Here is a 19,427-nt window from a genome sequence, read left to right as displayed (position 1 = left end):
GACTTCACCGAGAGTCGATGGTTCAGCAACCAATGCCGCGGCCAATTCAACTCGCTTGACAGTGCCAGGTTGAGTGAGGCGTGTGGCGCTGGCCGCGGATCTTCTCGCATCAACCGGCGGCTAACGCCTTGCCGCTCATTGCACTGCAACTCGCCGTGTTTTTGATTGAAAGTACCGCTGTCCAGTTAGATCCCGATCGGCACCCATGACAGAACGAGCGACAACAACACCCACAAACAAGCACTCACGCACCAGATTCGACCCAACGTCACAAACGCCGGAATCGACTGGACGTCCAGCGACGTCCCTCGCTGTGGCGCAGCGAGGCCGATGACGATCAGAACGAACGGCAGCATGACGGTGTTCAGGACGCTCACCAGATAGAGCAGGTACACCAGCAACGGCCACACATCGAACAGTGCAAAGACCAGGGCAAAGCCCAACGTCACGATCAACAGCGTCTGAATTCCGTACCGCAAGACATTCCCCTATCCAATCAGTGAAAGAAATCGCAGCCTTTTCTGTTGGAAACGAATCAGAGATGAGTCGGGGCACGCTAACATGACGCGTTCTACCGGATCGTTCGCTGTCCCGGTCTTTCCCTTTTTGTTGCGGATCCGAAACGATTTCCATGAACGTGGTCGTTGAAATTCCGAGTGTACTGCAATCGCGTTGCGGCGTTCCCGCCGAATTGCGGATCCCGGCGGCCAGTCTGGGAGAGCTTTTTGAAGTCCTTCGCGTTCGGTTTCCCGAGTTGCACCACAGCATTTGTGATGAAACAGGTCACGTCCGCCGTCACGTGAACTTGTTTCACAATTCGTCGCTCATGACCGACAAGAATCCATCGTCCGTGTCGCTGACCGAAGGCGATGTCGTCCATATCTTCCAAGCCGTTTCCGGAGGGTGATGATGCCAGATCGCGTGCGTCTCTGCATCGGGACAAAAAAAGGACTGTTCGTTGCGGAGTCCACGTCCAACCGGGAACGGTTTTCGCTGTCAGGACCTTTCGGTGCCGGCGTCTCGGTCTATTCCGCGCTCATTGATCGCGACCAGCCCAAGCAAATCTATGCCTCCAGTTGCAATGCGTTTTTTGGCATGAAACTGTTGCGTTCCGACGACGGCGGTAAAAGCTTTAAGGAGACGCAATCTGCCCCCGCATTCCCGGAAGCTGACGGACGCGCCATTGCCAACATCTGGTCCATTGAGCGGGGACAGGATTCACGTGAACTGTGGTGTGGCGTCGAACCCGCCGCATTGTTTCACAGCGAAGACGCCGGCGAATCTTGGGAATTGGTCTCTGGGATCAGCAATCACGAACACACGCCTCACTGGCAACCTGGCAACGGCGGACTCTGTCTGCACACGATTCTCACCGATGGCGATCGGATCCACGTCGGAATCTCTACCGGAGGGCACTACGTCAGCGAAGACGGTGGAAAAGCATTTACCGCTTCCAACCGCGGCGTCGGCGCGGGATTTGTCCCGGATCCTTACCCGGAGTTTGGACAGTGCGTGCACAAGATTGCGGGCCATCCAGACGTTCCAGGAAGGCTGTACATGCAAAACCACGGCGGATGGGAAGATCGTCCCGGGATTGGTGTCTTGCGGAGCGACGATCACGGCCAAACCTGGCATTCGATCGCCGACGGGCTGCCTTCGGATTTCGGATTCCCGATCGTCGTGCACCCCCATGACGCGGACACCGTTTATGTGGTGCCGCTGGAACCGATGACGCGAACCTGCCCCGGCGGCAAGCCGGCCGTGTGGCGAAGCCAAAATGGCGGTGCGAGTTGGAATCCGCTTCGCACCGGACTGCCGGAGAAGGACAGCTACTTCACCGTGTTGCGCGACGCAATGTGTGTCGATGATCTGCCCAGTCCGGCCCTGTACTTTGGGACCACGACCGGAAAACTGTATGTCGGCCGCGATGCCGGCGAAAGCTGGAACTGCGTGTTTGATGCGCTCCCACCGATCAACGTCGTCAAAGTCGCGGTCGCCTAACCCGGCCGCCACCTGAGCCTGAACGGACATCCGGAATCTGCGTCCGAGTAGCGGTTTGCCTCTCGCAAAGGCAATTCGACCGAACTGCCGTCGATTCGCGAAGTACGGTACGAATTCTGCAGTCGAGCGGGGATCGATCGGACGCTCCAGGCCGCTTACCGGTGCGAATCCAAGATTCCGGTCCGCGTCGGCTTGACCGGATGATCCCGTCTGCAGGAACATCCGCGACGGTCCGGCGAGTCGTTCGTCGTGGTCTTGGAATAGGCGTGTGAATGAACCGGCAGTGCCCGCGGGAAGGTGTCGGTGACCGAAGGAACCCTTGATGGCAGAACCTGAACCGAACGAAACGCCGCGTGAGCGGTACAACCGCCTGAATGTCTCGCCGATCACGTTGAAGTACGTCACGGCGATGGAAAAACAATCGATGCGTCTGGGGTGGATCGCCGCTGGGATTTGGCTGTGCGGCATCCTGTTGGTCGCCTACACGTTGTACATCGGTCGCAACCTGTTCGTCCCCATTGCCGTGGCGACGTTTGCCTACCTGACCGTCCGACCGCTGGTCCGGGCGGCCCAGCGATTGGGAGTCCCGCCGCCGGTTTCGGCCGCCGTGATTGTCGTCGGCCTGGCCCTGCTGATCGGCGGCGGATCCTACATGCTCTCCGGGCCGGCCAAAGAAATGATGGCAGACGTCCCTCAATCACTCGGAGACGCGAAGAAAAAACTGAGCTTCATTTTTGACCGGCTGGAGACCGTCAATGAGGCCACCGAGAACATCACCGAAGCCACTGAGGAAGAGATGGAGGAAACGGAGGACAAACCGGTTCCCGTAGTGGTCAAGCAACCCGCCTGGACGACCTCGTCGCCTTTGATCGCCGGCACCGGAAACTTTGTCTCCTTCATGTCGATTGCGATCGTGTTGTTTTATTTCCTAACGGCAGCGGGAGAGCAATTGATCGAAAACTTGCTGCGAAGCCTTCCCACCTTTCGTTCCAAACGACAATTCATCGAGATTCTGAACAGCGTGCAGGACGGGTTGAGCCACTATCTGGCGTGGGTCACCGCAATCAACATCGCCCTGGGTTGTGCCATCGGTACCGCCATGTGGCTGTTGGGCATGCCATCCCCCGTGCTTTGGGGCGTCGCGGGAGCCCTGTTGAACTTCATCCCCATCGTCGGGGCGGTGTGCGGCGTGATCCTGGCTTTCTTTGTCGCCCTGGTCAATTTTGAACCCTCCTACGCATTCTTGGTCGCCGGAACGTACATGGCACTCACAACCCTGGAAGGTCAGTTCATCACGCCATCCTTGCTGGGCAAGTCCATGCGGCTCAGCAGCGTGCTGGTTTTTCTATCCATCGTGCTTTGGGGATGGATGTGGGGGATGATGGGCGTCTTTCTGGCCGTCCCGATCTTGATCGCGGTCACGATGATTAGCGAACGTCTGGAAGCGATGGCCCCCATCTCGGCGGTGCTCAGCGGAGGCGCCCCCGAGCCGCCGGAAACGGCGGAGTGACCACGCCCCGCTGCGTCGGCTGTCGCGCCTCCGGGGCTGGATCTTGCGGGGTGGCACCACCGGTGGGCAGCTTCTTCAAGATTCCTAGTCCCGAAGGGACGACAGACAGTGTCAACTCCTGGCCACGTTGGCATCCACGCAAGAGCCCCACTCAATCTTTCTTGCGCGGCGGATCAACCTTCCCGTCCAACGGCCACTGCACCACATAACGCTCAAAAAAGGTTTCATAAAAGGGCAAGATCTCTCGAACATCGGTTTCCTGCGATCCTGCCAATTTGAAACGCAACGGCACATCGGAAACCTTTTCCATCCTTGGTCTCCATTGGCTTGTTTCCGACTCATTCGCAGCAGAACCAGTTTCCATCCCCTGGAATCGCGGCAACCGAGGGCTCGGCAACACCTTTTCGGCCAATTGACTTTGGTTGGATGCAATACTGGCTCCGCTCCCGCTGCGAAAGTCGCTCGGCTGCAGGCCATCTGTGCCGACAGCCCCGGCCAGCAACACCGGTCCGTAGAAAAACGAAACGTACCGATTGCTGGCGGGCAACCGCTCGACACGGACGCCCATGGGCAAAGTCAAATCGATCGTATCCCCATCCTCCCATCGACGGTGCATTTTCAGATACGAGTCGGGCTGCCCACCGCCGTTGATGGAGGCTCCGTTCACCAGGCAGTCCCATTCGCCATCCAGCCAGGGCGGCCGGCGAAGACACAAACTGAACTCCCGCGGCTGCTTCAATTGCAACACCAGGCGAGTTGTCGATTCATGGGGAAAGTCGGTTTGCTGACGCAGTTGCAGCCCCAATGCATCGCATTTCAACTCCGATGCCATGAACAAATTCACGTACAGCGATTCGAAATCGGCATCATGTGCGTAAACGAAACCGCCGTACTTGCCGTGGTTTTCCATCCCCGTTCCCACACAGCACCAGAACGAATCATGCGGAGATGAAAACACGCGATAGTGCCCCGGCCGCTGCGACGTGTAGTACGCAAATCGCCCCGGTTCGGGGGCTTGGGACGCCAGCACGTGGTTGTAAAGGGCTCGTTCGATGTAGTCACAATAATGTGACTTCGGATCGTGCCGATACAGTCGTTTTGCCAGCTTGAGCATGTTGTAGGTATTGCACGTCTCTGGGCCGCACAGTTCACAAACCTGCTGTTCGAACTCGCGCGGCTTGAAGAAATGCTCCCACTGCGAATTCCCTCCCAAACTCCAAGTCCGACGTTGCACAACGTCCGTGAAAAAATTTCTGCTTGCCGCGCCATATCGCTCATCGCCGGTCAAGTCGAACAAACGCTGGTAGCCGACGAACTTGACGATTGCCGCATTGGCGTGCGTCTCATTGATCACGGAAACATTCCCGTCGGCCAACGCCTCCACCAACGGCTGCTGGTGAAACTTTTGCGCCAGACTCAGATACTTCTCCTCGCCGGTCTGGTGATAAACATCAGCCAGAATCTCATGCGGAGCACCGAATTCCGAGATCCCCATGGACATCATGTCCTGCCACGTTTCGGGCGACATTTCGCGAGTCACGTCGATCGCCCAGTCGCATAGTTCGATGAGCGTTGTTCCGGCTTGCTGATTCCCGCCCAGCAGCCACGCGTCGCGCAATCCCGCCATGGTTTTGTGAGTCACGTACCAGGCGGAAACATTGGTTCGGATCAGCCGACCCTCTCGCAAAGCTGGAAACCAGCGATCACGATCGAAAGCGTGCGTGTACAACGCCCCACCACCGGAGTGTTCCTGACAAAGAGCCATTTGTGAGACGACGTAATCGGACCGTTCCTTCAATCGTGGGTCGCCGGTGGCCAAATGCATCTGAATCAGAGCACTCAGGTAGTGACCGATCGACCCGGCACCTTCCGTGTCCCAGCCTCCATACGGCGGCGCCAACGGTTTCAGTCCCGCGAATTGGCGCAGATTCGACAACATCCGATCGGCCTCCAGCGCCAGCAGGTACTGGTGATCGACGCGTTGGGCCTCTTGAAAGGGTCCGTCCAGCAGTCGCACGTCGGCGATTCCAAAGAATTCGGCCTTTGGTTCGATCCGTTGCGTTACCTCGGATGCGACCGCCGGCTTGCCAGACGGAGGCCCTTCCGCTGACAGCGATCCCCCACTAAACCAAAGCGGCAAAATGGCGAGGGCGAACCAGCGTCCGCGGAAAGCAAAGCTTGAGATGTCGAAAACCATTGCTAGTCAGACCAAATGGCGGGATTCACTGTGCACAGATCCGGTGAACTTGCATCACGGGAAGCGAGAGAGCCCCGCAAACAACACACCCTCTTCTTACCCAATACCGGTCTGTTGTCGGGAAACAAGCTTAGCATTCGCCCTCGCATGAATCCAACGAATGGCCACGGTTGAATCATTCGACCGCCCGCTTGCGGACTCAATCCTCCGCTTCTGGATTGCCCTCGAAGTCTGCCGTCGCGGGCGGACGATAGCCCTCCAGGTCCTGCAGTGTTCCGTGAATCCAACCAGCCCCGCCGATACCGCTAACGATCTTTTCGTTCGACGTGCGGACCAGGAAATCCAGATCCCCGTGTCTCAATCGACGGACCATCTCGGATCGATCGGCGGTGTATCGGAGGTCCAATGCGGTTCCCTGACGCTGAAATTGCGCCAGCATTTCTTGCGGAAGGAATCCCCCATGCGTGCGATTCCAATTGTCCAAGTAGGCCCGAGAATTCACGCGATAGGCAAACTCCGCGAGTGCTGCCGATTCTCGATTCAAACGATTTCGATCATGCCACCATCCACAAACAACTGCGATCAAGGTCACGACAAGAATCACGGTCGACAATCGAAAACGGAATCGAGGTTGGCGCATGCTCGAGGTGATCGCTTACGGGGATAAGATTCGCTCGATCGCGAAGTGCAGGGACAGTGGATCGAGCTGCCTTGGGACGCACCATCCTACCGCTTCCCTGCGATTGTTTTTGATGGCGGGGCATCCCATCGCGTTAAACTGATCCCTGGCTGTCCCTGATTCGGGATAAACGCTGCCAGTGCGCGGCAACCGCAACATCCTCTCGTGCGTTCCCTGCCTCGACATCGCAGCCAATTGCAACACGAATCACACGATTGTTGGCCATGAATCCGTTCCGCCCGCCCACCCTCGATGACACTCCACCACCTCGTGCCGAGGATACCGGCGGGCGGTTTCGAATTCTGATCGCCCAAATGTTTTTGGCTTGGGTGATGGCCGCAATCATCGCCGGCCTGACCGCTCGATTCGTTTGGAGCCTGATGCCGTGATGGGCGACGCACGGGCCAGCGCTTCGATTTGTCACGCCACCGGGGAAGCTCCCGGCTAGGCGGTTCAAATTCTCTGGGCAGCTTCCACGCCCTTGAATTTGAACCGCATCGGCGCCTGGCAGCACAGGGGCGGCATTTCACACTTGGACCTGGGACTCCGCAGGTCTTAGCGAGACCCTGACGGGATAGGTACAGCCTTTGCATCTTTCTCGCTCACTCGTTCTACCGGAGGCCTGAGATGAGCAGCCACGCACACCATCCCCTGACGGTTGAGTCCGATGCCCACGTGGCCTCCCGTCACTTTCAAACAGCGGTACGTGTCCTCTTGGTGATCGCCTTGATCGCGACGATCGGCTGTTTGGCGTTTTACCGCCAGGCGGCCTATCTCCCCGCGATCGCCGTCCCCGTCTTGTACACCGTGCTGGCGATCGTCAACTACCTGGAAACCCGTTCGCGCGCCGAGAATCTGCGACGACCGGGCCAGTCAGAGTTGAGTGGCGAAGAATGGGAAATTGATGTGCAAACGGTTGGCATCATCACCGTTTTCAAATGCCTGTTGGCCATCGCGGTGGGGATGCTTCTTGTCGCCTCCGCTTTGTTCGACTGGGAGTTTGTCGGAGGGGTGGCGGCATGCGGGTTTTTGATCGCGGTTTTGATGAACCTGCCCTTCCTGACGCTGTTCTTCAGCGAGTCCGAAAAAGACGAATTGGACAAGCTGAATCGAGAATCGGACCAATCGTGACGGATCGTCGATCGATGTCATGCGGCGTGTGACACGACGCTTCGCATGGCCCTGGTTGGTTCAAATCCGATTCTCAGATTCCGACGGTCGAAGGCGATGCACCGATCGACGATCGCTGCAACCGTGTCGACACACAATTCTGCTGCTACCCCGCCAACTTCGTCACGCTCGCGACGATTCGTAGGTAGAATACTCCGCTGCGGCACCTGATCGATCGACCACCAGGGGCCGGCGAGTCACTCGAGAGCCGAGCCATGAAACAAAAGTCGCCGCTGACTGTGCTGATGTTTGGCCTGCTCCTGTTCGTCTTTGGGTTTCCCGTCGTGCTGTTCCTGCTAAACCTTTGGGGATGGTCCCACATAAGATGACTCGTCGCTCGCGGTCGTAACGACTTTGGGAAAGGCTCATGTGCAGTCGAATTGCTTGCCCTCGGGAGAATTCTCGCCCTCGCATCACGCGAGCCTGTCGCATCGAAAGAATGGAACAACGCATGCCGTTGTCCGCAAATCTGGGCTGGGACTTGGACGACGCGCCGGTGATTCAAGGGACCGACGCGAATGACACCATCGTGGTTCGCAAAAGCGACGACCCTTCGTTGGGCATTGAGGTCCGCGTCAATGATGCCGCGCCCCGGCACCTGCCCGCCTCACCATGGATCGCGATTCACGCCCTTCAAGGGAATGACACCATTGTCGTCGAAGGAGATCAAAACGTCTTCATCGACGCGGGAGACGGTGATGACGTCGTGGTCACATCAGCCGGCCATGATCTGGTGCTGGGCGGCCAGGGAAACGATTTTCTCGACGGCGGCGGCGGCAACGACTACCTGATGGGCGGAGCTGGCGATGACCGTCTTTTCGGCCGAGACGGTGGAGATACGCTTTACGGAGACGACCATTCGGTTTCGGCGGGAAACGATTTTCTCAACGGCGGCAACGGCGACGATCGGATCATCGCCGGTGGCGGAGCGGACACATTGTGGGGCGAAGCGGGCGACGACATCTTGGAAAGCAGTCGCGGGAGGAATGGTTGCAACACACAATCGCTGCCGCGTTTGGACAAGAACGGACAGTGGGCTTCCATCTCCACCTTGAAAGGATGTCTTGGAACCGACGCGGATGGTAGTCCCGACATGGTCGACGGCGGCTCCGGCATCGATAGCGCGTTGCTATCGCTGGAAGAAGGAGATCTTTTATTCGCCGTGGAATCGATTGTTGAGCCAATCGCTCCGATCCCGGTCAGGCCCGTCGTTCCGGACACCGACCGATTTGACGTCAACGACGACGGGCTGATCAACGGGGCCGATGCGGAGTGGATCATCGATCACCTCCATACCCGGAATGGCAGTCCAACGGACGTCTCCAAATACGACGTTTCCGGCGACGGCCGCGTCACCATTCTTGATGCGCTCAGAATCATCAACCGGCACGACGCCTCCCTACGTCAATCGGAAGGGCACGAGGGCGAACTTCTCTCGCTGGCTCAAGAACCTCAAGCCACAGCGATCTCACAGATCCTTTCCGATTGGCGAAAGAATCGCTGACCCCAAGTCGCCGCGACTCAAAACTGACTCGCTTCCGTTCCTGTCACGCGCATCTGTTGCCGGACCAACTGAATCCGGATCGTGGGCAAGCAAGTCTCAAAAGATCCGTTCAATCGTCTTCTGCATCCGGGAATGCGGGAGGAAATGGTTGCAGGTCATCAAGCCTTTGCAGGTCCCCGCGGCTCGCAGCCAAGATTCTCTCGCTCGCTGGAAAATACCGAAAAACGATTCCGAGAGACAGCAGTGTCATGACGAACGTCAATGGAACAATCGACAAGCTATAAACTCGCCCGTTCCACGGCACGCCCTGCGTCAAGATATAAATGAAATAGGGGTGAAAGACGTAGATCCCTAGTGAGTACTTCTGGCCTAGGCGAGCAGCGACCGCAAGTCGCGGACTTTCCGGCAATTGCATCGCGAGAAAAAATGCGCCCGTGGCGAAGGGGATCGTGCCGATCAGGAAATCAAATTGGAATGGTGATTTATCAAACAACTCTCGAAGTACGTAAGCCTCGACGTTCTGCAGCAGAACTCCCAAAAAGGTCAAACCCAATGCGGCTGACAAAGTCAGGCGGAGGTTTTTCCACCGTATCAGCATTCCAAGGTACAGAAACGGAAAGCACATCAAGTACCGGCTGAAGGTCTGGAATGGCCGACCGTTGGGATAATATGCGTCGAAAATCATGATTCCCAAGCTCAGAGCGACCAACGCCATGGCAGACCGATTTGTGCCGTAAATCCGCATCGCAAAGAAAACGAACAGGCCGAACGACAGCGAACTGAGAAACCAAAGATGGAAATGGGTTCCCTGGGAAAGTACCTCGGTGGAAATGATCTTTTTTGCCGCGTCCCCCAATCCGAGTTGCCAGACCAGCAAGGGAGTCATCGCGAGGCTCGACACAATCAACACCCAGAAGGCTTTCGCTGACTGATGAGCGATCCTGTTCGGATCCGAAATGAGAGAGGGGGCCGAAAAGAATCCTGAAAGCATGAAGAAGAAAGGGACCGCCCATCTACCAGAGAGTCGCATTTCTGCTCCGAAGATCCTTGGCAAGCCTTCGTAATAGCCGACGTGCAAAAAAATCACGCTCAGCGCAGCAAGCAACCTGAACGCGTCGAGCCCCAGCTGTCTTGAATTGTTGCTGGACATATTGCCAAGGAGTTCACCGTCAAGAGCATGCGGGTGGTGATCATAGCTGACTCCGGCTTTTCAGGAATCCTGACCGCACGACCACCATCTAAATCGGCTTCCACGCGAACCGGTCGGGATGCGGTTTGGGCGTTTCCGTCCATGTCACGGCGACCTGAATTGGGGTCCATTCTCTCCGAAAGTCGCGCCAAACTCGCTGGACTGCGTGGACTGCGTTCACCCGATTTCGTGCAGCAGATTCGATGTCGGTTAGAATGGGCCCGAATCGTTGGAGGTTGCGACCCGCCCCCGGATCCTACCCGGCCGAGAAAGTCGCGACACACGTCGCAAAGCCACTGGTTTCTATCAGCAAAAGGAAAACCCACCATGATGGTTTGCATGGTCCTGTTTTCGGACGAGCCGGAATTTGACCGCGACAAGTGGCAAGAGTGTGTCTCCGGGAAGCTTCCCGGCGGGATCCAGGTCGATCAAATCACCGACAAGGAGAACATCTGCCAGATCGATCTGATCGGCAAAGAGGGTGATCCAAAACCGGGCTCGTTTTTTGTTTCCAGGATGCCGGCCTTTCCCGCCGACGATGACGAACCCGGCACGCTGCTGTGGCCCGATGCAGCCGAGGAAATCCCCTCGAATCAGAGTCATTGGATCATTCCGACGGCCGAATCGGAGCTCTCGCCCGTCCAGGAAGCATTATTGCTGACGCGGATCGTCGATGCCATTCTTCGGTCGCATCCCACGGCGGTCGGCGTGCTTTGGAATCGACACGGGCTAAAGATCTCGTCGGAGAACTTTCGCGGGATCGTCGATTCGCTCGATCCCGGTGCAATTCCCAGTTCTCTGTGGATCGGCATCGAGATCGTTCCCGGACAAGACCAGGACGCGGCCACGAGCGCTTTCACGACCGGGATGGACGCGTTCGACCTGATGGAAGTGGAGGCCGTCGGCGCACCGGAACCGCCGGAGGAACTGTTTCTGCGGATCGACAGTGTCTGCCAATATCTGCTCGAGAACGGCCCCGTCTTGCGACACGGCGACACGTTGGGCGAAACCGAACACGAACGTATCCGAGTGCTGCATGCGAATTCCGCCTTCGGCCGCGAGGGCAAGGTCATTCAGTTGAAGTACGGCGGCGAAGAGCCCGGAGCGGTTTCCCCGCCCGACGACGGCTCTCCGCTGAAAGCGATTCTCGCGTTGGTGGGGATGCTGCTGGCCGCGGGGCTGCTTGTTTTCGGGATCGTCAAAGGAATCGGCGTCCTGGTCGCCGGCGGGCAGGATGATCTGCAAGCAGCAGCGTCCGCGCCGTTCCAACGCCGGTTAGCCGAACCGGCCGCTGCTCCGCCTCCCGTGCAGCCCGATGCCGACGCGCCGCAAACACCTGCTCCCTCGCCAGCAGATCGCCAGCCGACGGTGAACTCCAACACCATGGCGTCGAACACCAATCAACCGGACGAACCTTCGTCAACCGAAGTTGCTCCGGAGCAGCCGCCGGCCGCGGATGACGCCAGCGAAGACTCCGCGGATCCATCAGCGGATCCGAAGACGGCGACCCCGGAGCCGGAAATCAGGTCGCCCCAACCTGAGCAAGAAACCGCTGCCGATGCGTCGTCCGAGGAGAGCCTCCAAGAACGCATTGATGACCCGCAACAATCCAACACCAACGGCGATCCCACCCGATTCTGGCGAAACCGAAACGGAGCGGTTCTCCATCGCGCCGAAATCATTGCCGTCAAGCGGGTCGACGATATCACCCTCGTTCGGCTGCTCGAAGCCAGAGGCGAGTTCGTTGAGGTCCCCTACCTGGAACTCTCCAACGAGGACCAGGAGTATGCGAAACGCTGGTACAAAGACCAAGCCGCCAAGGACGCGACGGCTGGCAGCGAGGATGCAACGATGCCTGAGGTTGGCGACAAGGTGCGGGTCAAATGGGGCAGCCGCTGGTGGGATGGCGAGATCATTGAAATCGATGGGGATCGATTCAAGTTCAGCTACGAAGGCTGGAGTTCTCAGTGGGACGAATGGAAAAAGGCCGACCAACTCCGCTGGCCCGATGACACGCCGGTCGTCGGCGAAACGCCCGATCCTCAGTCACCATGACTTGTTTCGGTCAGCCAAGTTCCGTTGCCCGACGCACAAAGACTAAAACCGATTCATCAGGTTCTTTTCTTCGGCGCTCAATCCCACATCCTCCGAATCATCGCTGGCTTCCTGGTAAGCCTGGAAAGCGATGTAGGCGCCGGCGGCAAGGACCACCAGGCCTAGAACCATTGCGAGGACGATCGCCCAACTTTCACCCGCCATGACGCCATCGTAGAGATTCCGAATTGCACGACCCAAACGAAGCCTGGCAACGAGCAACAGTGGCATGAGAGTCATTGGGTTTTCCTCGACGGACAAAACGATCAGCGATTGAAAAGAATCGCCTGGTGGCAAGACGGTACGCTCCCCCAACCGCTTCCACCACGCCCATCCGCTCCCATCAGTCAGGAATCACGAAACCTTCATCGCGGCCTCTTGGATTGTTTTGAAATCCGTCGACTGAGACGTTCATGTCGCCACGCGCAGCGGTGCGCGGGACCAGAAGGATTGCCGCCGGTCGCTACGGAATCCAAGTAGCACGCACCGCGCCTACGAATTCGGCTTCTTCGGAGGAACCAGAGGCATGCGAATCACCAGAAACCCGGCCCTTCCAGATTGCCCCACGATAAAGACCTCGCCGTCCCGAACAATGCTTGCCCCAAGAACGGTGTTTGGGCTCTCCTTGAGTTCGATGTCGGTCTGATCGACTTGCTCACCATCCAGCCCCAGCCACCGGGCGCGAATGAAGGTCGAGCGATTCTCAATCAGGGGCGATGCCAAAAACAATGGTGCGTGCTGGTCGCCCGTGCTCAACAGCACCGACCGTCCGAAGGAATGAGAGGAGCTGTTTTGAACATCCTTTTCCCACACCCGATTCAATTGATTGTCGAATCGAGTCAACTTGATGTCGTAACCTTCCTTCAGCGATCTCCCAAATCCCTGGGGCGTTGAAAGAACAAACAAACTCCCATCGACTTCGGCGATTCCCGGTGACGAGCAGACCCGCCGAGCTTCGAGAACATGCCGGTCCTGTTCGTTTCCTGCTTCATCCATTCGCACCAAAAATAGGTCGGACGGTCCGGTACCAAACTTGCTCGTGCCGTATCGATGCGCACCGGAAAATAAGAGCGTCCCGTCGGCAAGTGGGATTCCGCCCGCGATCAGGCCGCCACCGTATCGCTTCGCACCTGGAGCCGGTTCTTTCCCCACCACCTCGCTGGGCAACTCGTCAAACACAATCGGCGTTTTCCATTGCAACATTCCGTGCTCGTTCAAACGAGCGATCCAAGCGTTGTCGATCGAATCGGGATTCAATTCTCCAGATCCGAAAGCGTAAATCCTCTCGTCGGACAGCCACAATGTCCCATCCGTTTGTTCGATTCGGCCGATCTCCGTCTCCCGTTTCACCTTGCCGTCCTTTGAAACATAGCGGATCCCGGTATCGACGCCGCGACGGACGACCAGGGCAGACCATGTTTCAGAAGGGTCCCTGGAGAACGGGCGTGGATACGCAAAAATCCCCGCGGTGTGAAGGTGGTCCGTATTGTGTCGCATCGGATCTAGCAAGATGAACCACTGCTGCTGACCGGATTCGTCAAGCGACATCATCCACAAGCGACTCTCTTCACCGTCGAACCGGGTTCCCGAGACCACCAAACGATCGCCGACCCAACCACAATCTCCGATTTGAATGCTCTTCGCGTCCTCGACGGGATAGAACTGGACAAATTTCACGCGAGTCGAGTCAAATCCGACGTCGGGCGAGGGAGTCCGATCCGAGTCCGGCTGAGCAAACCCCCGCGATGCGGACATGACCAGCAAGAACGAAGTGCAACTTGCAATGATGATCCGTTTCACTCCGGTGCCCCGTGCGATGGCGGCAGGTACGACTGCCAGGTTTCGGTCAGCAACGCGTCAACGCGACGACGCTGGGACGCGGACAATTCCAATGCGTCGACGAGCTGATCGCCAAGCGTCGCGGAACCATCCCTGTTTCACATCATAGACCAGACCGGACCGTTCGGCTTCTGAACTTCCAATCCCGCCCGATGGACCACGCCGACGGCAGGCGGCTTTCGTCGCGTCGCGACTGTAACGCATGCAGTCATCTTTGGCCCTCCTTTTCAACGAGGCTTTAGGGCCAGCGAGGGCTAACCGCGTCACGTTGACGCTCGGCCTGTTCGAAGGTCGCTACAATACCCGCCAGCCCTGCGATTTTCCGTGGACGGACGGAACCGGGGCGTGATCCTACCAAAGCTTCCCACCTGATTGATCCCTTCCATGATTCCAAGGCCGGCCCCGATGAGTCCCCAGTCATTTCGTCGCCACGTCGCCGTTGCGATACTCGTCATCTTGCCGCTCAGCTCCAACGCCAGGGCCGAGCAGCAACTTGATCTCGTGATCCAAGGGGGGCGGATCGTCGACGGGACCGGGGCTCCCTGGTACGTGGGCGACGTCGGAATTGACGACGGAGTCATTGTCAGGATCGGCCAGATCCCGGAAGCGGACGCGAAAGAGTTGCTTGACGCTCGCGGGATGATCGTGTCGCCCGGATTCATCGACATGATGGGGCAGACCGCCTCGCCCATGATCGAAGACCCGAACACGGCGATCAATCTGCTGACTCAGGGCATCACGACCATCAACGCCGGCGAGGGCGGCTCCGCGGCGCCCCTGGGTCCCGAGGAAGGCCGGCGTCAGGGATACACGACGATGGCGGAGTATTTCACTCTGGTCGAATCGAAAGGCTTGCCTGTCAATCTGGTCCAAACCATCGGCCACACGCAGGTCCGGCGGATCGTCTTGGGGGATGTCGAGCGGCGACCCAGCGACGAAGAACTGACGGAGATGCAATCGCTGGTCCATGAAGCGATGGAGGCGGGTGCGATCGGAGTTTCCACAGCGCTCATCTATCCGCCAGCGGTGTATGCACAAACCCGGGAGATCGCAGCCTTGGCGGCCGCGGCCGGAACGCACGGCGGGCGATACTACACGCACATGCGAAACGAAGGCGACTTGTTGCTCGAGGCCATCGACGAAGCACTGGAAATTGGACGCGAAGGAAAAACGCCGGTTCACATCTTTCACCTCAAAGCCGCCGGGATGCAAAACTGGGGCAAAATGCAACTCGCCATCGCGCGAATCAAGGCCGCCCGCGCGCAGGGGCATCAAGTCACCGCGGATATCTACCCCTACATCAACAACGGACTCGGCATCGCCGCACTCATTCATCCACGCCATTTCTCAAACGGTCGCCAGCAACTGTTGGCCCAGCTGGACGATCCAGACTTGCGACAAACCATCCGGACCGAAATGGAGAGTTCGGACGGCTGGGAAAACTGGTTTCGACACGCCAGTTCCGATTGGGATCGGATTGTCATCGGCCGAAGCAACGATTCGCGATACGCTGATCACGACGGAAAGTCGGTTGCGAAGATTGCCGAGGCGGTTGGCGAAGACCCCTGGGACACATTCTTTCAGCTCGTCAAAAGCGGTGCGTTCGCCTTGCCACAGACGATGTCCGATGCCAACAAGATTTTGGCAATGCAGCAGGAATTTGTCTCATTCTGCACCGACGTGGGCCCCGCGGGCGGCAGCCGATCGGCATCCCATCCCCGCGCGTACGGATCGTTTCCTCGCCTGCTTTCCAAATATGTCCGCGACCTGGGGGCGATCTCCTTGGAGCGTGCCGTCGCGCAGGCCAGTGCGGCCGCGGCGAACAACGTGATGGCCTACGATCGTGGTCGGATCGCCGTGGGGCAGGCCGCGGACGTGATCGTCTTCGACTACGAACACTTGACGGACCGGGCGGATTTCAAAGATCCGCACGCGGTGTCCGAAGGCGTCCGAGATGTCGTCGTCAACGGACGCTTGGTCCTTCGTGACGGCGAGTACACCGGAGAACGCCCGGGACGGGTGTTGCGCGGTCCCGGGTACAACGTTGAAACGGCCGCCTGCAATGTCTCCGCGGGGCCGCAGGATGATCGCTTTGCCCACTATGACCAGGCGATGCGAGATTTCATGCGTCAGCACCGTATCCCCGGCGCCTCGATCGCCGTCACCGATCAATCCAAGGTGGTTTTTGCCCGGGCCTACGGGTACGCCGACGTCGGCGCACGCCAGCAGGTCACGCCCGCCAGCCTGTTTCGAATCGCAAGCATTTCCAAGCCGATCACGGCCGTGGCAATCTTGCAGTTGATCGAAAAAGGCAAGCTGAATGCGGACGACAAAGTCTTCGACGTGCTGGATTTCGAGGACGACATCCAGTCCGCCGGTGATGCATTCGATCCCCGCTGTCGAGAGATCACGATTCGGCATTTGCTGGAACATCGTGGCGGCTGGGACCGCGACGAGTCATTTGACGCCATGTTCCAATCGGTGCGATTTGCCAATCAAGTCGGCGTCGATCCGCCCGCCGGGCCTGCGACCGTCATCAAAGCCATGCTGACGCAGCCTCTCGATTTTCAGCCCGGTGAACGCTACGCATATTCCAACTTCGGCTACTGTTTGCTCGGTCGCGTGATCGAAACACTATCCGAACAGCCCTATGACGAGTATGTGAAAGAGCATGTGTTGGCCCCGATCGGTGTGACAACCATGCGGATCGGAGCTACGCATCTGGAGGGACGGGCGGACGACGAGGTTCGGTATTATCATCCGGGCACGGCGGAGTCAGTCTTCGCGGACGACCTGAACCAAACGGTCCCGTGGCCCTATGGCGGCTGGTACCTGGAAGCGATGGATTCACACGGTGGTTGGATCGCATCCGCCACGGACCTGGCCAAGTTTGCTTCGGCGTTTGACGATCCTGACAACTGCCCGATCCTCAGCCGTGAGAGCATCGAATCGATGTATGCCTGCCCGCCAGGCTTGGCCGGACACGACGAAAACGGCGATCAGAAAGACCGCTTTTATTCACTGGGCTGGAGCAATGAAGTGGTCGCCGACGGAAAAGTCAATCACTCGCACAGCGGTTCGCTATCCGGAACCGCAACGATCATGATCCGTCGCAACGATGGCAAGAATTTCGTCGCGCTGTTGAATTCACGCGTCAGCCCCAACGCCTCGCACCTGGGCCGCGCCATCGCCGGCTTGCTTCACGAAATGGCCGACCAAGTCACCAACTGGCCAAAGCCTCAGGATCCACCGACTGTCGACCAATGATGAACTTTGATTTTGGCATTCTGGATTCAATCAACAGCATCCTCTGGGGTCCTTGGACACCGTACGTGCTGTTGGCTTGCGGGGTGCTTTTTTCAATCTGGACTCGTTTCATCCAGTTCACGGTGATGACGCACGGCGTTCAAGTCGTCCGCGGGGTCTACGACGACCCGGACGATCCGGGTGTCATCAGCCACTTTCAGGCGCTCTCCGCGGCACTTTCGGCCACGGTGGGGCTGGGGAACATTGGCGGTGTCGCGTTGGCGGTCGGCGTGGGCGGTCCGGGAGCATTGTTCTGGATGTGGATCGTCGGAATCTTGGGCATGGCGCTCAAATCGGTCGAGATCACGCTGGCGATGATGTATCGAAACACGACCGATCCGGAGAACCCGCACGGCGGAGCCATGTGGGTGGTCGAAGCGGTCGTCGGGAGCAGGGGCGGCGTTTGGAGCGTCGTGGCGCGTTGCATCGGCATCTTTTTCTGCATCACCCTGGTCATCGCGACGTTCACGAGCGGCAACATGTTCCAGGCGTGGAGTGTCGCCGAACTCACCGAGAGCTATTTCGCCGTCCCAAAGGTCATGACCGGCATCGTGATGGCGGTGATTGTGGGGCTGGTGATCGTCGGAGGCATCAAGCGGATTGGCAGCGTCGCGGGAAAACTCGTTCCGTTCATGTGCCTGCTCTATCTTGTGTCGGCTTTCACCGTGCTGGCTGTCCACATGAGCGAACTGCCCGGTATCCTGAATTCGATCATTCAGTCCGCCTTTCAGCCCACCGAGGCCAAAGGCGCCTTCATCGGTGGCAGCGCCGGTTGGGCTTTCATCCAGGGAATGAAACGGGCATTTTTCTCCAACGAAGCCGGATTGGGCTCCGCTCCGATCGCCCACGCCGCGGCCAAAACCGATGAACCCGCGCGGGAGGGAATCGTGGGCGGATTGGGGCCGTTCATCGACACGCTTTGCATCTGCACCGTCACCGGTTTGGTGATCTTGTCGACCCAAACCTGGAACCGTGCCGCGGTCGGTTCGTTCAACGGACCGGTTGCCATCAAAGCAGTCCCGAGCGATGAAGCAGCCGAGGCGACTCCCACCGCCTTCACGATCGATGCCTCGGATGACGCAACCTTGCTTCCCATCGACCCGTCGGGTGATTGGACCGTCGGTTCGCGGTTCTACTTTGTCGGCAAAGTCGGCGGTGCCTCGCATCGGGAATCGGGCAGCGGGCGAGTGAAGTTTTTCGGTGAGATTCGTTCCGATGACGACGCGGCCACAACGATCAACTGGATTCCGGTCACTGAGAACGGAGACAACTGGAACGGAGCCGTTACCGATGTGACGCTGGAGTCGGCGGAGGTTTATCGCGAATACGCGGGCGCGGAACTCACCGGATTCGCGTTCGATCGCGACTTCCCGGGTCTGGGCCGCTGGTTGGTCACTTTGGCTGCTTGGTTGTTCGCCGTGTCCTCCATGATCTCCTGGAGCTATTACGGTGAGCAGGGGATGGTCTACCTGTTCGGCGACCGAAGTGTCTTTCCCTTCAAATTGGCTTTTCTGGTCGGTGTGATTTACGCCGCCAATTGGATCGAAGATGCAAACCACATGATGATGTTGATGGACCTCGGTACCGGCGCCATGCTCTGGTCCAACATCCCGATCGTGCTGGCACTCGGGTACCTCGCGATCGGATCGTTGGACACGTACAAGAAAAGCCTTCGCGAGGGGCGTTTCAAAGTCCATCGCGGAGCATCGTCCAACGACACGTAACCGCCGTCGCCCGACGGCGGGTTCAAAACGCAACCATAGTATGCGCCCGAGTAGTAATTTGCGGTGCAATGAGCGGCGAGGCGCTAGCCGCCGGTTGAGGCGAGAAAACCCGCGGCTAGCGCCACGCGGCTCATGTAAAGTGGTGCTGTCTGGTGTTTTTTATTGAAAGTGGACGCCCCAAATCCCCCCAGCCCCGGCGGCCCTGGCCGCGGTC

The 19,427-nt window shown here is 58.4% G+C and carries 15 protein-coding genes; 9 read left to right on the top strand and 6 right to left on the bottom strand.

What is annotated here, in order from left to right; genetic code table 11:
- Positions 1 to 185: 185 nt before the first annotated feature.
- Positions 186 to 479: a hypothetical protein gene (locus FYK55_RS01540; RefSeq protein WP_150074236.1), complete on the bottom strand. Its 294-nt coding sequence runs from the start codon at positions 477 to 479 to the stop codon at positions 186 to 188.
- A 152-nt stretch (positions 480 to 631) separates the two neighbouring features.
- Between FYK55_RS01540 and FYK55_RS01535 the strand changes: the two genes are divergently transcribed.
- From FYK55_RS01535 to FYK55_RS01525, 3 genes are all read left to right on the top strand, one after another.
- Positions 632 to 907 (top strand): MoaD/ThiS family protein, encoded by a 276-nt coding sequence (locus FYK55_RS01535; protein ID WP_150074235.1) that lies wholly within the window; start codon positions 632 to 634, stop codon positions 905 to 907.
- Positions 907 to 2,001: a WD40/YVTN/BNR-like repeat-containing protein gene (locus FYK55_RS01530; protein WP_201743585.1), complete on the top strand. Its 1,095-nt coding sequence runs from the start codon at positions 907 to 909 to the stop codon at positions 1,999 to 2,001. Before FYK55_RS01535 ends, FYK55_RS01530 begins: the two co-directional genes overlap by 1 nt.
- Positions 2,002 to 2,323: 322 nt before the next feature.
- Positions 2,324 to 3,511: an AI-2E family transporter gene (locus tag FYK55_RS01525; RefSeq protein ID WP_150074233.1), complete on the top strand. Its 1,188-nt coding sequence runs from the start codon at positions 2,324 to 2,326 to the stop codon at positions 3,509 to 3,511.
- A gap of 151 nt (positions 3,512 to 3,662) precedes the next feature.
- Here the strand turns inward: FYK55_RS01525 and FYK55_RS01520 are convergent, their stop codons facing one another.
- Together FYK55_RS01520 and FYK55_RS01515 are read right to left on the bottom strand one after the other, a co-directional pair.
- Positions 3,663 to 5,708: a beta-L-arabinofuranosidase domain-containing protein gene (locus FYK55_RS01520; RefSeq protein ID WP_150074232.1), complete on the bottom strand. Its 2,046-nt coding sequence runs from the start codon at positions 5,706 to 5,708 to the stop codon at positions 3,663 to 3,665.
- Between the two features lie 199 nt (positions 5,709 to 5,907).
- A complete protein-coding gene (locus tag FYK55_RS01515) occupies positions 5,908 to 6,348 on the bottom strand; it encodes a hypothetical protein (protein ID WP_161604249.1) in 441 nt (146 codons plus the stop codon).
- 263 nt (positions 6,349 to 6,611) lie between these two features.
- On the opposite strand from FYK55_RS01515, the gene FYK55_RS28880 reads away from it, so the two are divergent.
- From FYK55_RS28880 to FYK55_RS01505, 3 genes are all read left to right on the top strand, one after another.
- Positions 6,612 to 6,776, top strand: a complete 165-nt coding sequence (locus FYK55_RS28880; protein WP_161604248.1) for a hypothetical protein — start codon at positions 6,612 to 6,614, stop codon at positions 6,774 to 6,776.
- Between the two features lie 238 nt (positions 6,777 to 7,014).
- Positions 7,015 to 7,518 (top strand): hypothetical protein, encoded by a 504-nt coding sequence (locus FYK55_RS01510; protein ID WP_150074230.1) that lies wholly within the window; start codon positions 7,015 to 7,017, stop codon positions 7,516 to 7,518.
- A 490-nt stretch (positions 7,519 to 8,008) separates the two neighbouring features.
- A complete protein-coding gene (locus FYK55_RS01505; RefSeq protein WP_161604247.1) occupies positions 8,009 to 9,061 on the top strand; it encodes a dockerin type I domain-containing protein in 1,053 nt (350 codons plus the stop codon).
- Between the two features lie 109 nt (positions 9,062 to 9,170).
- On the opposite strand, the gene FYK55_RS01500 is transcribed toward FYK55_RS01505, so the two are convergent.
- A complete protein-coding gene (locus FYK55_RS01500; protein WP_150074228.1) occupies positions 9,171 to 10,211 on the bottom strand; it encodes an acyltransferase in 1,041 nt (346 codons plus the stop codon).
- A gap of 366 nt (positions 10,212 to 10,577) precedes the next feature.
- Here FYK55_RS01500 and FYK55_RS01495 point away from each other — a divergent pair, with 366 nt between their 5' ends.
- Positions 10,578 to 12,305: a DUF4261 domain-containing protein gene (locus FYK55_RS01495; protein ID WP_161604246.1), complete on the top strand. Its 1,728-nt coding sequence runs from the start codon at positions 10,578 to 10,580 to the stop codon at positions 12,303 to 12,305.
- A gap of 42 nt (positions 12,306 to 12,347) precedes the next feature.
- On the opposite strand, the gene FYK55_RS01490 is transcribed toward FYK55_RS01495, so the two are convergent.
- Together FYK55_RS01490 and FYK55_RS01485 are read right to left on the bottom strand one after the other, a co-directional pair.
- Positions 12,348 to 12,584, bottom strand: a complete 237-nt coding sequence (locus tag FYK55_RS01490) for a hypothetical protein (RefSeq protein ID WP_150074226.1) — start codon at positions 12,582 to 12,584, stop codon at positions 12,348 to 12,350.
- A 252-nt stretch (positions 12,585 to 12,836) separates the two neighbouring features.
- Positions 12,837 to 14,144, bottom strand: a complete 1,308-nt coding sequence (locus tag FYK55_RS01485) for a hypothetical protein (RefSeq protein WP_150074225.1) — start codon at positions 14,142 to 14,144, stop codon at positions 12,837 to 12,839.
- Between the two features lie 423 nt (positions 14,145 to 14,567).
- Here FYK55_RS01485 and FYK55_RS01480 point away from each other — a divergent pair, with 423 nt between their 5' ends.
- Together FYK55_RS01480 and FYK55_RS01475 are read left to right on the top strand one after the other, a co-directional pair.
- Positions 14,568 to 17,450, top strand: a complete 2,883-nt coding sequence (locus FYK55_RS01480; RefSeq protein WP_150074224.1) for a serine hydrolase — start codon at positions 14,568 to 14,570, stop codon at positions 17,448 to 17,450.
- Entirely contained in the window at positions 17,447 to 19,213 is a 1,767-nt protein-coding gene (locus FYK55_RS01475; protein ID WP_150074223.1) for an alanine/glycine:cation symporter family protein, read from the top strand. Before FYK55_RS01480 ends, FYK55_RS01475 begins: the two co-directional genes overlap by 4 nt.
- Positions 19,214 to 19,427: the final 214 nt, after the last annotated feature.

Origin of the sequence: Roseiconus nitratireducens (genome assembly GCF_008629675.1) — a bacterium.
GTDB classification, from domain to species: Bacteria; Planctomycetota; Planctomycetia; order Pirellulales; family Pirellulaceae; genus Stieleria; species Stieleria nitratireducens.
This window is presented reverse-complemented; position numbering and strand designations above follow the sequence as displayed.